This window comes from Streptomyces mayonensis (assembly GCF_018982965.1).
In the GTDB taxonomy this organism is placed as follows: domain Bacteria; phylum Actinomycetota; class Actinomycetes; order Streptomycetales; family Streptomycetaceae; genus Streptomyces; species Streptomyces mayonensis.
Genome location: NZ_JACBYP010000055.1, coordinates 18442 through 32784, shown reverse-complemented (window position 1 = coordinate 32784; position 14343 = coordinate 18442). Strand labels below are relative to the sequence as shown.

The 14343-nt window shown below is 72.3% G+C and carries 14 protein-coding genes; 7 read left to right on the top strand and 7 right to left on the bottom strand.

The window, feature by feature from the left end; all coding sequences use genetic code 11:
• Positions 1 to 148: 148 nt before the first annotated feature.
• Positions 149 to 3379 (top strand): tetratricopeptide repeat protein, encoded by a 3231-nt coding sequence (locus HZS56_RS20970; protein ID WP_216722283.1) that lies wholly within the window; start codon positions 149 to 151, stop codon positions 3377 to 3379.
• Positions 3380 to 3465: 86 nt separating this feature from the next.
• Here HZS56_RS20970 and HZS56_RS20965 read toward each other — a convergent pair whose 3' ends face one another.
• Together HZS56_RS20965 and mca are read right to left on the bottom strand one after the other, a co-directional pair.
• Positions 3466 to 3696: a hypothetical protein gene (locus HZS56_RS20965; protein ID WP_216722282.1), complete on the bottom strand. Its 231-nt coding sequence runs from the start codon at positions 3694 to 3696 to the stop codon at positions 3466 to 3468.
• A complete protein-coding gene (mca, locus tag HZS56_RS20960; protein ID WP_216722302.1) occupies positions 3689 to 4549 on the bottom strand; it encodes a mycothiol conjugate amidase Mca in 861 nt (286 codons plus the stop codon). The genes HZS56_RS20965 and mca overlap by 8 nt, the downstream gene beginning before the upstream one ends.
• A 201-nt stretch (positions 4550 to 4750) precedes the next feature.
• On the opposite strand from mca, the gene HZS56_RS20955 reads away from it, so the two are divergent.
• Both HZS56_RS20955 and greA read left to right on the top strand, forming a co-directional pair.
• Entirely contained in the window at positions 4751 to 5158 is a 408-nt protein-coding gene (locus tag HZS56_RS20955; protein ID WP_216722281.1) for a DUF4307 domain-containing protein, read from the top strand.
• Between the two features lie 180 nt (positions 5159 to 5338).
• On the top strand, positions 5339 to 5836 hold the full coding sequence (gene greA / locus HZS56_RS20950) for a transcription elongation factor GreA (protein ID WP_216722280.1): 498 nt from the start codon (positions 5339 to 5341) through the stop codon (positions 5834 to 5836).
• 73 nt (positions 5837 to 5909) lie between these two features.
• On the opposite strand, the gene HZS56_RS20945 is transcribed toward greA, so the two are convergent.
• From HZS56_RS20945 to ilvA, 3 genes are all read right to left on the bottom strand, one after another.
• Entirely contained in the window at positions 5910 to 6767 is an 858-nt protein-coding gene (locus HZS56_RS20945; RefSeq protein WP_216722279.1) for an ABC transporter permease, read from the bottom strand.
• A complete protein-coding gene (locus tag HZS56_RS20940; protein WP_216722278.1) occupies positions 6764 to 7771 on the bottom strand; it encodes an ATP-binding cassette domain-containing protein in 1008 nt (335 codons plus the stop codon). Before HZS56_RS20940 ends, HZS56_RS20945 begins: the two co-directional genes overlap by 4 nt.
• A 395-nt stretch (positions 7772 to 8166) precedes the next feature.
• On the bottom strand, positions 8167 to 9396 hold the full coding sequence (ilvA, locus tag HZS56_RS20935) for a threonine ammonia-lyase (protein ID WP_216722277.1): 1230 nt from the start codon (positions 9394 to 9396) through the stop codon (positions 8167 to 8169).
• Between the two features lie 164 nt (positions 9397 to 9560).
• On the opposite strand from ilvA, the gene HZS56_RS20930 reads away from it, so the two are divergent.
• The 3 genes from HZS56_RS20930 (at position 9561) to HZS56_RS20920 (ending at position 11201) form a co-directional block, all read left to right on the top strand.
• A complete protein-coding gene (locus tag HZS56_RS20930; protein ID WP_216722301.1) occupies positions 9561 to 10076 on the top strand; it encodes a MarR family winged helix-turn-helix transcriptional regulator in 516 nt (171 codons plus the stop codon).
• A gap of 143 nt (positions 10077 to 10219) precedes the next feature.
• Positions 10220 to 10735: a sigma factor-like helix-turn-helix DNA-binding protein gene (locus HZS56_RS20925; RefSeq protein ID WP_216722276.1), complete on the top strand. Its 516-nt coding sequence runs from the start codon at positions 10220 to 10222 to the stop codon at positions 10733 to 10735.
• Between the two features lie 208 nt (positions 10736 to 10943).
• Positions 10944 to 11201, top strand: coding sequence for a hypothetical protein (locus tag HZS56_RS20920; RefSeq protein ID WP_216722275.1), 258 nt, complete (start codon positions 10944 to 10946; stop codon positions 11199 to 11201).
• Between the two features lie 43 nt (positions 11202 to 11244).
• On the opposite strand, the gene HZS56_RS20915 is transcribed toward HZS56_RS20920, so the two are convergent.
• The gene (locus HZS56_RS20915; protein WP_216722274.1) at positions 11245 to 12399 is read right to left on the bottom strand and encodes a cystathionine gamma-synthase; all 1155 of its coding nucleotides are present in this window, start codon (positions 12397 to 12399) and stop codon (positions 11245 to 11247) included.
• A 96-nt stretch (positions 12400 to 12495) separates the two neighbouring features.
• Here HZS56_RS20915 and HZS56_RS20910 point away from each other — a divergent pair, with 96 nt between their 5' ends.
• A complete protein-coding gene (locus HZS56_RS20910) occupies positions 12496 to 13614 on the top strand; it encodes a hypothetical protein (protein WP_216722273.1) in 1119 nt (372 codons plus the stop codon).
• Between the two features lie 125 nt (positions 13615 to 13739).
• Here HZS56_RS20910 and msrA read toward each other — a convergent pair whose 3' ends face one another.
• Positions 13740 to 14252, bottom strand: a complete 513-nt coding sequence (msrA, locus tag HZS56_RS20905) for a peptide-methionine (S)-S-oxide reductase MsrA (protein ID WP_216722272.1) — start codon at positions 14250 to 14252, stop codon at positions 13740 to 13742.
• Between the last annotated feature and the right edge of the window lie 91 nt (positions 14253 to 14343).

Below are 14343 nucleotides of genomic sequence, written 5' to 3'. Positions count from 1 at the left end.
GGGATGGGTCGGGAGGGCCTCTGGGACGTCCGGGGCCACCGGGATGCCGGGGGCACACCACAGGCCCCACAGGCCCCACAGGCACCAGGGGCACACGCGGCACCAGGGGCTCCCGGCACGACACCGATGCCGCCGGAGGGGGCGCGACATGCGGGACAGTCATCGGGCGGAGGCCGAGGGGCTGCTCAGGCGAGCCGTGGAGGAGGAGGTACGGCGCTCGGGCGGACGCACGGACGGGAACGTACTGCTGTCCCGGGCCCGCGCGTCCCTGGACGCCATGGCGGGGACGGCCGGCGAGGAGTACGAGGCCTACACCCACGCCCTCGACGAGGCGACCGCCGGTCAGCTCACCTTCCGCCAGCGCTACGCCCGCGAGGGCGCCGGCACACCCCTGCTGGTGGCCGCCGTGGCGGCGGTCGCCGCGGTGGTGGCCGACGTGGCGCTCGGCACCGACACCGGCACGGCCGTCGGTGCCGGGGTGGCGGTCGGGGTGATCGGCGCGGCGGCGACGGTGGTGAAGGTCGTCGGGGCCCATGTGCCGGCCGCCCACCACCGGGCCGGTGCCGTCAGCCAGCCCGGCGGGCCCGAGCAGCTGCGGCTGCAGTGGCTCACCGCGCTGGAGGTGCGCGGCATCCGCCCGTTCCTGGACCAGCAGCGGATGCTCGCCGCATCCACCGGGCCCGCCAAGCCCGGGCCGAAACTGCGGGGCGCCGACAAGAGCGCGGCGGCGCGCGGGCGCAGCGCACTGGAGCAGTCGTTCGCGCAACTGCCCGAGGCGGACGGCACGTTCGCCGGACGGCGGCAGGAGATGGCACAGCTGCGGCAGTGGGTGCAGGCGGCCCGCGCGAGCACCGAGACCAAGCCGACGGTGGTGGTGCTGCACGGGCCACCCGGCAGCGGCCGTACGACGCTGGCGGTGCGGGCCGTCCACGAGCTGCGGGACTACTTCCGCGGGGCGTGCCTGGTCGATCTGCGGGGGGCCGGTTCCGCCCCGGCAGGCCCCGGAGAGGGCGGCGGATCGCCGCTGAGCACCCGGGACGCGCTGCTGCACCTGCTGAACCGGCTCGGGGCGCCGCGCGAGCAACTGCTGTTCCGGGAGCGTTCCTCCGCCGACCAGCAGGTCAAGCGGCTCAGCGAGCTGTACCACCAGCATCTGACGGGCGTCCCCGTCACCGTCGTCCTGGACGACGCCGCGGACGCCGAGCAGGTGCGCACGCTGCTGCCGGAACGGTCGGACAGCCTGGTGCTGGTCACCGCGCGCGAACCGCTCGGGCTGCCGGCCGACCTGCCCGCCCGGGTCCACGAACTGCCGGTCGAGGCGCTGGACGCGGCGGGCGCGGAGGAGCTGCTGGCGGCCGCCGCCGCGGACAGCTCGGGCCCCTACGACGGTCCCTACGACGCCGAGTCCGGCGACCGGATCCGGGAGCTGTGCGGCGGGCTGCCGCTGGCGCTGCGGATCGCGGGCTCGTCGCTGGGCCCGCGGTCGCCGCGCGCGCTGGCGACCGACCTGGGCGCGTACGGGCCGGTGGAACCGGCCGAGCGGGCGCTGTGGCTGCGCTACACCGACCAGCCGGAGCCCGCCCGGCGGCTGCTGCGCAGGCTGGCGCTGGCGGGCCGCACCTCGCTGGGCGCCGCTGCCGCCGCCGCGCTCCTCGCCACGGACGAGACGGAGGCGACCCGGGAGCTGACGGCGCTGGCGCGGGCGGGTCTGATCGACCACGTCCGGGGCAGCCGCTACCGCCTGCACGACGTGGTGCGCGCCTTCGCCCGCGCCCGGCTCGCCGACGAGGAGGAGCCCGCCGACCGCACGGCCGCGCAGGAACGGCTCATCGCGAACTACGCCGAGCTGGCCGACTCCGTACTGCGCCTGGTCGACGGCAACATGTCGACCCGCTCGAACCAGTTCGGGCAGTACGGCTTCACGTCCCTGGACGAGGCGCTGCGCTGGCTGGACGACGAGTCGAGCTTCATCACGGCGGCGCTCAGACACGCGGAGGGCGTCGACCAGGGCACGGTGCTGAACCTGCTGGGGGCGCTGTGCGACTACTGCCTGCTGCGCGGCGACCTGTACCGGCTCGGTGAGATCAGCGAGCTGGCGCAGTCCGTGGACCAGGGGCTCCTGGTGCGTTCGGTGCAGTGGCGCACCGGTATCGCCGCCCGGCAGCTCGGCGAGCTGGACAAGGCGCGCACGACGCTGGCCTCCGTGGTCGACCTGTACCGCGACGCCCATCACGACGCCGGTGCGGCCCGCGCCCTGTGCTCGCTGGGGATCACGTTGCACCACCAGGGCAACCTGACCGAGGCGGCGGCGAAGCTGCAGGAGGCGCTGGACCTCCAGGCCTCGCCGGAGCTGGCCACGGACCGGGCGTGGACACTGCACGCGCTGGCGGCGGTGCAGCGCGACCGGGCCCGGCTGTCCGAGGCGCTCGACCTGCTCACCGAGTCACTGGTGCTGCACCGGGCGGGCGAGTCGGTGCACGGCCAGGCGTGGGCCCACTTCCAGCTCGGCCAGCTGCACCTGCGGATGGGCGACGTCCCCGGCGCGGAGGCGGACCTGAGGGCGGCCCTGGAGCTGTACGGCCGCACCCAGGACGCCCGCGGCGAGGCCTGGGCGCTGACCCAGCTGGCGCGGGCCCGGCTGGTGGACGGCGACGCCTCGGTGGCGGTGGACGAGCTGCGGCGGGCGACGGCCCGGCACCGCGAGAACGAGGACGCCCGCGGCGAGGCGTGGACCGTCTACTACCTCGGCCAGGCGCTGGAGGAGACGGGAGACCTGGACCGCTCCGTGCGCGAGCTGGAACGCTCCCGCACGATGTTCTCCCGGATGCGGGACGTGTACGGGCTGGCCTGCGCCCGGCACCACTCGGCCCGGGTCACCCGCGACCAGCGCGCCGCCCAGACCGGCTCGCTCCGCAATTCGGGCTTCGCCCGCCAGCTGCTCGTCGACGCCCGCGCCGACTTCCAGCGCATCGGCGTGGGACACGGCGAGGGGTGGACCTGCCTGGAGCTGGCGGTCGTCGACGCGGGCAACGCCCGTACGCCGCAGGCGCTGGCCCTGTGCGACGAGGCCGCCGCCCTGTTCGCCGCGTACGGCGACCGGCGGGGCGAGGACTGGGCGCGCTTCCTGCGCTGCACCCTGCTGCCCTACGCCGCCCCCGGCGGTGTGGAGATCGGCACGGCGGTGGCGCAGGAGGAGCTGAGCCAGCTCTCCCGCGCCCGCCACGGCGCCCGGGACCCCAAACTGGACGAGTACGTGGACGCGTACCGGTTGCTCCTGGAACGCGGCGTGCAGCTGGAGGCGGGCTGGCAGGCCTGGCGCCTGGGCATGGTCCCGAACCGCCACGCGAGGGAGGTCATGGGCGTGGCGGTACCGGCATGACGACGCCCGGCGCGACGGCACGCGGCCGCGCCGGGTGCGAGGCTGCACACCTGCCCGGCCGGCGGCGACGCACTCCGCGCGGGCGGCTATCCCTGCTGCGGCTTCGCCGTCTCGGCGGAGCCGTCGGCGTCCGCCTCCTTGAACTCCACCCTCCCCATGTGCCGGTTCATCGACTTCATCAGTCCCCACACCGCCAGGGCCATCACCGCGAAGACGATGAACCCGAGGACACCGGGGGTGACCTTGTCCTCGTCCAGCTCGGCGAGAGTGACGAGGTGCGTCATTGCCAGGCTTGCGCTTCCACTCATGTCAGGCATTGTCCCGGACGCCCGCGAAGAGGTCGTCCTCGGGGAGGGAGGTCTCCACGAGGGACTTCGCGAGCTCGTACTCCTCGGTGGGCCAGACCTCCTTCTGGATCTCCAGCGGCACCCGGAACCAGCCCCCGTCGGGGTCGATCTGCGTGGCGTGGGCGATCAGCGCCTTGTCGCGGATCTCGAAGAAGTCCGCGCAGGGCACGTGCGTGGTGAGCGTGCGCTCCTTGCGCTCGAACTCCACCCAGCGCTTGAGCCAGTCCGCGTAGGGCGACTCCAGGCCGCGCTCCAGCAGTGCGTTGTGCAGCGCCTCGGTGCGGGGCCGGTTGAAGCCCTGGTTGTAGTAGACCTTCGACGGCTGGTACGCCGTCCCGTACTCCGCCTCCGGGTACTTCTCGGTGTCGGCCGCGCCCTCGAAGGCCACCATCGTGATCTTGTGGGTCATGATGTGGTCGGGGTGCGGGTACCCGCCGTTCTCGTCGTAGGTGGTGATCACCTGGGGGCGGAAGGAGCGGATCTTGCGCACCAGCTCGCCGGCCGCCTTGTCGACGTCCTCGAGGGCGAAGCAGCCCTCCGGCAGCGGCGGCAGCGGGTCGCCCTCGGGCAGGCCGGAGTCGACGAAGCCGAGCCACTCCTGCCGCACGCCGAGGATCTCCCGGGCCTCGTCCATCTCCTTCTTGCGCACCTCGTGGATGTGCTCCTCGATGTAGGGGTCCCCCTGGAGCTTCGGGTTGAGGATGGAGCCGCGTTCCCCGCCCGTGCAGGTCACCACCAGCACGTCCACCCCCTCGGACACGTACTTCGCCATGGTGGCCGCGCCCTTGCTCGACTCGTCGTCGGGGTGGGCGTGCACGGCCATCAGTCGCAGCTGGTCAGTCAAGACTCATTCCTCGGGTCAGTCGGCGCCCGTATGCGTCGGCGCGATCCAATAGTGCCGCCCCGGAGGGGCATCGTTCAGGGGCGGCGGTCGGGTGGCGGGTGGCAGGCTTCTATAGTGACCGAATCGGGAGCGGAATAATTCCGGCACCCGGGAAGCCCGGCTCCTGCCGAGAGGACGATCATGCGTACGGCGAGCACGCGAGCGCCGCAAGCGCCCGAGGGCCGCTACGGCCGCTCCTCGGACGAGCGGGCCGACCGCACGCTCAAGGTCGTCGGCGCCGTGCTCGGTGCCGTCCTCCTCGCGGTGATCGGCTGGTTCGGCTATCACTACGTCGGCCAGAACAAGATCAGTGGCGAGCTGATCGGCTTCGAGCTCGCCGAGGACTCGGTACAGGTGCATCTCGAGGTCCGCAAGGACTCCGGGGTCACCGGCTACTGCACCGTACGCTCCCAGGCGGAGGACGGTGACGAGGTGGGCCGGGCCGACTTCCGCTTCGACGGGGACGCCACCCGCATCGACAAGGTGGTCACTCTGCGCACCAAGGCCGCGGGGACGACGGCGGAGCTGCTCGGCTGCCACCCGGAGTGATCCGGCGAGGCCCACTGGCGCCAATACAAGCCGCCTGACCTGCGGTGACAGGAATCTGGTGGCTTATGTCCTCCCCCTTTGCCCACCGAATTGTTAGGCTCGTGGTTTCGCCCTTCCGTGAAGGAACATCCTTCTGGGTAGGGCGTTGATTTGTATTCCCAGTACCAACGAGGAGCACCCGTGACCCAGACCAGCGAGAACGTCACCTGGCTGACCCAGGAGGCGTACAACAAGCTCAAGGAGGAGCTTGCATACCTTACTGGTCCTGCGCGCACCGAGATCTCTGCCAAGATCGCCGCCGCCCGCGAGGAGGGTGACCTCCGTGAGAACGGCGGGTACCACGCGGCGAAGGAGGAGCAGGGCAAGCAGGAGCTCCGTGTGCGCCAGCTGACCCAGCTGCTCGAGAGCGCCAAGGTGGGCGAGGCCCCGGCCGCCGACGGTGCGGTGGCCCCCGGCATGGTGGTCACGATCGCCTTCGACGGTGACGAGGACGACACGCTGACCTTCCTGCTCGCCTCCCGCGAGTACGCGAGCTCGGAGATCGAGACCTACTCGCCGCAGTCCCCGCTGGGCTCGGGCGTCATCGGCCACAAGGTCGGCGAGGACGCCCAGTACGAGCTGCCCAACGGCAAGCCGGCGTCGGTGAAGATCCTCAAGGCCGAGCCCTACGACGGCTGACCCGGCCCGGCGCTCTGCCCCGGTCGAGCCCTCGGCGTCCCCGTGACGCCGGGGGCTCGTCGCCGTCTCGCCGTCAGGCGGAGGCCGAGCGGTACTTGCGCACAGCGAGGCTCCGGAAGACCGCGATGATCAGGACGGACCAGATCAGTGAGGCCCACACCGGGTGCTGCATGGGCCAGGCGTCGGACTGGACGACTCCCGGGTTGCCGAACAGTTCGCGTGTCGCCTGCACGGTGGCGCTGAAGGGGTTCCACTCGGCTATGTGCCGCAGCCAGGGCGTCATCTGGCTGGAGTCCACGAAGGCGTTCGAAACGAATGTCACCGGGAACAGCCAGATGATCCCTCCGGAGGTCGCCGCCTCCGGGGTGCGCACGGACAGGCCGATCAGCGCTCCGATCCAGGTGAACGCGTAGCCGAGCAGGAGGAGCAGGGCGAAGGCGCCCAGGATCTTCGCGGCGTTGGTCGGCTCCGCCGACCCGGTGCGCCAGCCCACGAGCAGCGCGACGACCGCAAGGACGAGCACCGTGATGCATGTCTGGACGAGATCGGCGACGGTCCGCCCCGTCAGCACCGCGCCGCGGGCCATCGGCAGGGAACGGAAGCGGTCGACCAAACCCTTCTGCATGTCGTCGGCGATACCGGCCGCCGACCCCGCGGTGGCGAAGGTGACGGTCTGCGCGAAGATGCCGGCCATCAGGAAGTCCTTGTAGACACCTGCGTCGGTGGTGTTCCCGATCTTCATCGAGCCGCCGAAGACGTAGGTGAAGAGGACGACGAACATCACCGGCTGGATGATCCCGAACAGGACCATCTCCGGAATCCTGGTCATCCGGATCAGATTCCTGCGGGCGATGACCAGCGAGTCGCGTATGGACTGGCTCACGGGGTTGGCGGACGCCGTGACCGGCGCCGTGTCGGTGGCGGTGCTCACTTGGCGGCCTCCTTCTCCTGGTCGTGGCCGGCGTCGTCCGGCGACCCCTCCCCCGCTTCCTCGGTCTCGGCGACGTGGCCGGTGAGGGAGAGGAAGACGTCGTCGAGGGTGGGGCGGCGCAGGCCTATGTCGTCGATCTCTATGCCGCGGACGTCGAGTTCGCGGATGACCTCGGCGAGCAGCTTGGCGCCGCCGGTGACGGGGACGGTGAGCTTGCGGGTGTGCTCCTCGACGGTGGTCGAGCCCTTGCCGAAGGCAGCCAGCACCTCGGCGGCCGCCCCCATGCGGTCGCGCTCGTGGACGACGAGCTCCACCCGCTCCCCACCGGTGCGGGCCTTGAGCTGGTCGGAGGTGCCGCGGGCTATGACGCGGCCGTGGTCGACGACCGCGATGTCGTGCGCGAGGTGGTCGGCCTCCTCCAGGTACTGCGTGGTCAGCAGCAAGGTCGTCCCCCCGGCGACCAGCTGTTTGATCACCCCCCACAGCTCCTGCCGGTTGCGCGGGTCGAGGCCGGTCGTCGGTTCGTCCATGAACATGACGGGCGGGGAGACGACCAGGGCGGCGGCCAGGTCGAGCCGGCGGCGCATGCCTCCGGAGTAGGTCTTGGTGGGCCGGTCCGCGGCGTCCGCGAGGTGGAACTGTTCCAGCAGCTCGGCGGCCCGGGCCTTCGCGGCTCTGCCCTTCATCTGGTAGAGCCGGCCGACCATCTGCAGGTTCTCCCGGCCGGTCAGGTACTCGTCGACCGCGGCGAACTGGCCGGAGAGGCCGATGGAACGCCGCACCTCGTTGGGCTGCCTGACAACGTCGATGCCCGCGACGACCGCCTTGCCGCTGTCGGGGCGCAACAGGGTCGTGAGACAGCGGACGGCGGTGGTCTTGCCCGCGCCGTTCGGCCCGAGCAGGCCCAGGACCGTGCCCTCGGGGACGTCGAGGTCGACGCCGTCCAGAGCCCTTACGTCACCGAAGGTCTTGACCAGGCCTTCGGCATAGATGGCGCCTGGCATATGAGTCTCCACGTCGTCGGGGATTCTTCGAAAAGCCTAGGTTTGTACGTTTCGCCGCGCTCAGCGAGCGATTTACGACACACAGTAACGCGATGTATCGCGTCTCACAATGGAGTTTCTCGAACGAGTGACGGAGCACCTCCCCGAGCCCTGCTCCCCGAGCCCTGGCCCAGCTCGCGCCCCTCCCCCGAGAGGCCTCAGGCCACCCGTTCCCGAGAGGCCTCAAGGCCACCCGGCATACCGCGCTCAGCCACCCGGGGCGTACCGGGCTCCGCGACGGCTTGCGCTCACGGGTCTACCGGCTCACGGGCCCAGAGGCCCAGAGGCCCAAGGTCCCGGACACCGAGACGCCCAGAGGCCCAGGGGCCATCGGCCCTCGACCCTCGGCCGAAACCTCAGTCGATGACGGTGTAGCCCGCTTCCCGCAACGCCCGGCCGACCTCGACGCAGTGCTCCGGGCCCTTCGTCTCCAGGTGCAGTTCGACCTCCGCCTCCGTGAGCCCGAGCCGCGGATGGGTCCGTACGTGGCTCACGTCGAGGACATTGGCGTCGACCACTGACAACACCCCGAGGAGCGTGGCCAGGGCGCCCGGCCGGTCCGTCAGCCGCAGCCGAACCGCCAGGTAGCGGCCCTGCGCGGCCATGCCGTGCCGCAGCACGCCCTGCATCAGCACCGGGTCCACGTTGCCGCCGGACAGCACCGCCACCACGGGACCCGCGAAGGTGTCGGGCGCGCTCAGCAGCGCCGCCACCGGACTCGCACCGGCCGGTTCCACCACCAGCTTGGCCCGCTCCAGGCACAGCAGCAGGGCCGTGGACAGCTCGTCCTCGGTGACCGTGCGGACCTCGTCCACCAGGTCGCCGACGATCCGGAACGGCACGTCGCCGGGCCGCCCCACCTTGATGCCGTCGGCCATCGTCGCCGGGTTCTCGACGGCCACCGGGCGCCCCGCGACGAGCGAGGGCGGATACGCCGCCGCGCCCTCCGCCTGCACGCCCACGATCCGCACGTCCGGCCGCAGCGCCTTCACGGCCACCGCGATCCCGGCCGCGAGTCCGCCCCCGCCGATGCCGACCACGACGGTCCGCACCTCGGGGCACTGCTCCAGGATCTCCAGCCCGACCGTGCCCTGGCCCGCGATGACGTCGGGGTGGTCGAAGGGGTGGATGAAGACGGCGCCGCTGCGCTCGGCGTACTCCTGTGCGGCGGCCAGCGTCTCGTCGACCACCTGTCCGTGCAGCCGCACCTCTGCGCCGTAGTCCCGGGTGGCGCTGACCTTCGGCAGCGGGGCACCCTTCGGCATGAACACCGTCGAGCGCACCCCGAGCAGCGACGAGGCCAGCGCCACGCCCTGCGCGTGGTTGCCCGCGCTCGCCGCGACCACCCCGGCGGCCCGCTGCTCGGGCAGCAGGCCGGCGATCCGCACGTAGGCGCCCCGCAGCTTGAACGAGCCCGTCCGCTGGAGGTTCTCGCACTTGAGGTGCACCGGCGAGCCGACCATCTGGGACAGGTGCCTGCTGCCCTCCATCGCCGTCACCCGTGCAACGCCCGAGAGCATCTTCTGGGCTCCGCGCACGTCGTCGAGGGTGACGGGTCCGACAAGGGCGGCCGTGCTGTAGCTCATGTCCCCAGCATCGCAGTTCGGCGCCCCCGGGGCGGCCGTTGTGACCAACCTCCGGGCCCCGCTTCGCCCAGCGCGGGTACGCCCTGCCGCCCGGCCGCGTACCCTGTCCCCCAATTAGCAGCCCTCCACGAAGTGAGCCTCCGGCCATGCCCACAACACCTGAAATGTCGATGGACATGACGACTGCCGGTGACCCCGGTGACCCCGGTCTTCTCGAGACGCTCCAGCACGAGGTCGCGCTGTTCGCCCGGCGTGCGGAACAGACCCGGCTCGGCGGGGTCGGCCAAGTGCGCAATTCCATGGACCGAGCCGCCTACCTGCTGCTCAACCGCCTCGACAAAGAGGGCCCGATGGGCGTGAAGGCGCTCGCCGCGAGCATGGGGATCGACTCCTCGACGGTCACCCGGCAGGTGGCCCCGCTGGTCGACACCGGACTCGTCAAGCGGACCTCGCACCCCGAGGACGGACGCGCGGTGGTCCTCCAGCTGTCTCCGCGCGGCGTGTCGCGGCTGGAGGAGGTCAGGTCCTCCCGGCGTCAGCTCATGGCCGAGCTGACCCACGACTGGGCGCCGGAGGAGCGCGAGAGCTTCTGTGCGCTCCTCGCGCGCTTCAACGGCGCCCTGTCGGCCCGTATGGCTCCCTCGGGTGCCACGGCCACCGATGCGCCGCCGGCCTCCTGAGGCGACGTCCGCAGGCGACCGCAGGCGATCACAGGCGTCCTCGACGAGGTTTCCGGAGCGGTTCGCCCCGGACCCTTGACCGATGGGCCGCCCCTGGCCTGATATGAGACCTCAGGGTCGTCGCCGGCTGGGCGGGAGGCGCGGTGCGAGAACGGCATGCGTCCCAAGGAGCCCGCCGGGCCCGGGAGTTCGAGGCGTTCGTCGCGGGCGCGGCGGGACGGCTGCTGCATGCCGCCACCCTCCTCACGGCGGAGCCCCCGGGCGCCAACCCGCGCGCGCGGCGCCTGACCGCCCTGTCCCTGGCCCACACGTACGCGGCCTGGGACCGGTTGCACGGGGAGGACCCCTACGACCGGACCCGGCAGCACCTGACCGCCCGCTTCGCCCGCGAGGCCTGGCACCGGCACGGCGGCCTCGGCGGCGGCCTCGGCCGGTCCCGCCGCCCCTCCGGTCCCCTGGGTGGCCTCTCCCCGCAGGAACGCCTGGTCCTGGTCCTCAGGCTGTACGAGGGCGTCGCCGAGGAACAGACTGCCGCCCTGCTCGGCCTGCCCGTGGAACGCGTACGGACGATCTGCGACCGGGCCGTGGCCGCCCTCCTCCACCCGCCGGCGGCGCCGGCGCGTCCGGTGGCGCCGGAAGCGAAGACGGCGACGCCGTGACGGGCCTGGCAGGCGGCGCAGTGACCGACCCGGCGGGCGACGCCGTGACGGGCCCGGCGGGCGGCACGCGTGCGTGGGGCAAGCACGCGGACGGCACACGCGCGTGGGACACGCACGCGGGCGGCACGCGTACGCGGGACACACGCGACTGGGACCAGCACGCGTGGGGCTCGCGCGCCTGGGATCGCGGGCAGGCGGGGGCGCCGAGGTGAACCGCCCGAAGCGCGAGGCCGCCGCCCGGCGGATCCTGGAGCAGTCGCCGCCGCGGGTGCCGCCCGAGCTGTACGCGGAGGCCGTGCGCCGCGGCGCTCGCATGCTGCGGCGCAGGACCGCCGCCCGCCGTCTGATGTGGCTGCTGCTCGGCGCCGCGGCGGTGGCCTTCGCCGTGTGGGCGCTGACCGTCCAGCCCTGGGTGGAGCCGCCGTCGGAGACGACCCCGCCCGTGACCGGCTGGGAGGGCTGGTGAACCCGCTCGTGAGCGGGCTCCGGCCGGGAGGTGCGGGAACCCCTTAGCCGAGCGCCTGCTGGAGGTCGGCCAGCAGGTCGTCGGCGTTCTCGATGCCGACCGACAGACGCACCAGGTCGGCGGGGACCTCCAGGGCCGAGCCCGCCGCAGAGGCGTGCGTCATCCGGCCCGGGTGCTCGATCAGCGACTCGACGCCGCCCAGGGACTCGCCGAGCGTGAACACCTGCGCGCGGTCGCACACGTCGACGGCCGCCTGCTCGCCGCCCTCGACGCGGAACGACACCATGCCGCCGAACGCCTTCATCTGCTTGGCCGCGACCTCGTGCCCCGGGTGCTCCGGCAGCCCCGGGTACAGCACGCTCGTCACACGCGGGTGTCGCGAGAGCATGTCGGCGACCCTGGTCGCGTTCTCGGTGTGCCGGTCCATGCGCACCGCGAGCGTCTTGGTGCCGCGCAGCACCAGCCAGGAGTCGAAGGGCCCGGCGACCGCGCCCATCGAGTTCTGGTGGAAGGCCAGCTCCTCCCCCAGCTCCTGGTCGTCGACGACCAGCGCGCCGCCGACGACGTCCGAGTGACCGCCCATGTACTTGGTCAGCGAGTGCACGACGACGTCCGCGCCGAGCGCCAGCGGCTGCTGGAGGTACGGCGTGGCGAAGGTGTTGTCGACGACGAGCCGCGCGCCGGCGTCCCGGGCGACCTGGGCCACGGCGGCGATGTCGGTGATCCCCAGGAGGGGGTTGGAGGGCGTCTCGACCCACACGGCCCGGGTCTTCGGGGTGAGCGCGGCCCGCACGGCCGCCGCGTCGCCGGTGTCGGCCACCGACCACTCCACGCCCCATTTGGTGGCGACCTTGGCGAAGAGCCGGAAGGTGCCGCCGTAGGCGTCGTTGGGGATGACCACGTGGTCGCCGGGCCGCAGCAGCGTACGCAGCAGGCAGTCCTCGGCCGCCAGTCCGGATGCGAACGCGAGACCGCGCCTTCCGCCCTCCAGGGCCGCGAGGTTCTCCTCCAGGGCGGTACGGGTCGGGTTGGCGCTGCGGCTGTACTCGTAGCCGCCGCGGAGCCCGCCGACGCCGTCCTGCTTGTAGGTCGACACCTGATAGATCGGCGGGACGACCGCTCCCGTCAGGGGATCGGCGGTGTTGCCCGCGTGAATCGCGAGCGTCTCGAAGTGCTGACTGATGTGCCTGTCGCTCATGGGCACCGAGGGTAGCCGTGCGGAACGCTCCGCGCGTTTTCCACAGGACGGGGGACAGGTTGGCCAATTGTCGGCGGCGTCTGGTTCGCTTGAGACATGGAGATTCTCTGGGTCCTGATGGCGCTGGTCATGCTCGGTTTCGTGCTGCTCCAAATCTCGCGGCGCCGGCGCGGTGCGGTCGGCCTGGTGTCGCCGGGCCACCCGGACGCCGCCGACCCGGCGAACTACGGCTTCGCGCGCGAGGAGGAGCTGGACATCCGGATGCCGGGCCCGGACCAGGACCTGCTGGACGTCCTGGACCTGGTGCAGCGCTCGCAGGACTACCGGGGGGCGCAGCAGCTCCTCGCCGGTACGGAGGCGAAGGGCGAGCGGCGCTGGCAGCGCGTGCAGGCCTTCGCGGGTGCCGCGTCGCTGGAGCTGCGGCAGCGGCCCGGTGGCGTCGAGGAGACGCCCGGCGGGCAGTGGCTGCGGGTGTGGCGGTCGGAGGCTCCCAAGGACGCGGGCGGCGCGGCGGTGCACGCCGAGTTCCTGGTGCAGCAGGCGTGGCGGACGGCGACGCCGGGCACGGACGACTTCCGGATCATCATGGAGGAGGCGAAGGCGGCCTGCGGCGACGCGGCCCTGCTCGCGCCGGGGGACCCGGTTCCGTACATCGTCGAGCTGTCGGTGGCGCGCGGCCTCGGCTATCCGCGTGAGGAGTTCGAGCAGCTCTGGCTGAAGATCCTGGACCGCGCTCCGAACCACATGGGCGCCCACCTGGCCGCCCTGCAGTACTGGTGCGAGAAGTGGCACGGTTCCCGTGACCTGGCGTACGCCTTCGCGGAGGCGGCGGCCGCCCGTGCCCCGCAGGGCTCGCTCCTGGCGGCGATGCCGCTCTTCGCGGTCTTCGAGCACCTGCCCGAGGTCAACCTGGTCAGCGGTTTCTACCAGAGCGAGGTCGTCACCAAGGCCCTCCACGGCGCGCTGCACGCGGTGCACTCGGCCCGCCCGGACGACCCGATGCAGGCGCACGTCCGCCACCTGCTGGTCTTCTTCCTGGTCCGCAGCGAGCGCTGGGCGGAGGCGATGAACCAGCTGATGGTGATAGACGGCCATGTCGGCGCCCTGCCCTGGACCCTGTCCACGGACCCGGCGGCGGAGTTCGCGGTCTACCGCGCCCTCGCGGTGGCGGGCTACGAGGCGAACGGCGGCAGCCCCGCGACGCTGCCGCACTGAGCGCGCGGCGAAAACGCGGGGAGGTCCGGCCGGAATGCCGGCCGGACCTCCCCGAAAGCACCCCGAAAGCCCCCGAAAGCACCAGCGAAAGCGCTCCCGAAGATCTCAGGAGGTCTCGGCAGGTCTCAGCCCTCGGTACGCACGGGCAGCCGCCATCCCGGGCGCGGGAAGTGGCAGGTGTACCCGTCCGGGTAGCGCTGCAGGTAGTCCTGGTGCTCGGGCTCGGCCTCCCAGAAGGGGCCGACCGGTTCCACCTCGGTGACGACCTTGCCCGGCCACAGCCCGGAGGCGTCGACGTCGGCGATGGTGTCCTCGGCGATCCGCTTCTGCTCGTCGTCCACGTAGTAGATGGCCGAGCGGTAGCTGAGGCCGATGTCGTTGCCCTGGCGGTTCCTGGTGCTCGGGTCGTGGATCTGGAAGAAGAACTCCAGGAGCGCGCGGTAGTCGGTCGCCTCGGGGTCGTAGAGGATCTCGATGGCCTCGGCGTGCGTGCCGTGGTCGCGGTACGTCGCGTTCGGCACGTCGCCGCCGGTGTACCCGACCCGGGTCGCGGTCACGCCCGGGAGCCGCCGGATCAGCTCCTCCATGCCCCAGAAGCATCCGCCCGCGAGCACGGCCCTCTGTGTCTGCGCAGCCATTGCGGCCCTCCACCTGTCTGTCGACTCGATCACGCGGGCTCCCGGCCCGCACACGGCCGGGGTGCCCCGCCACCCACTGCAACGCACGAGG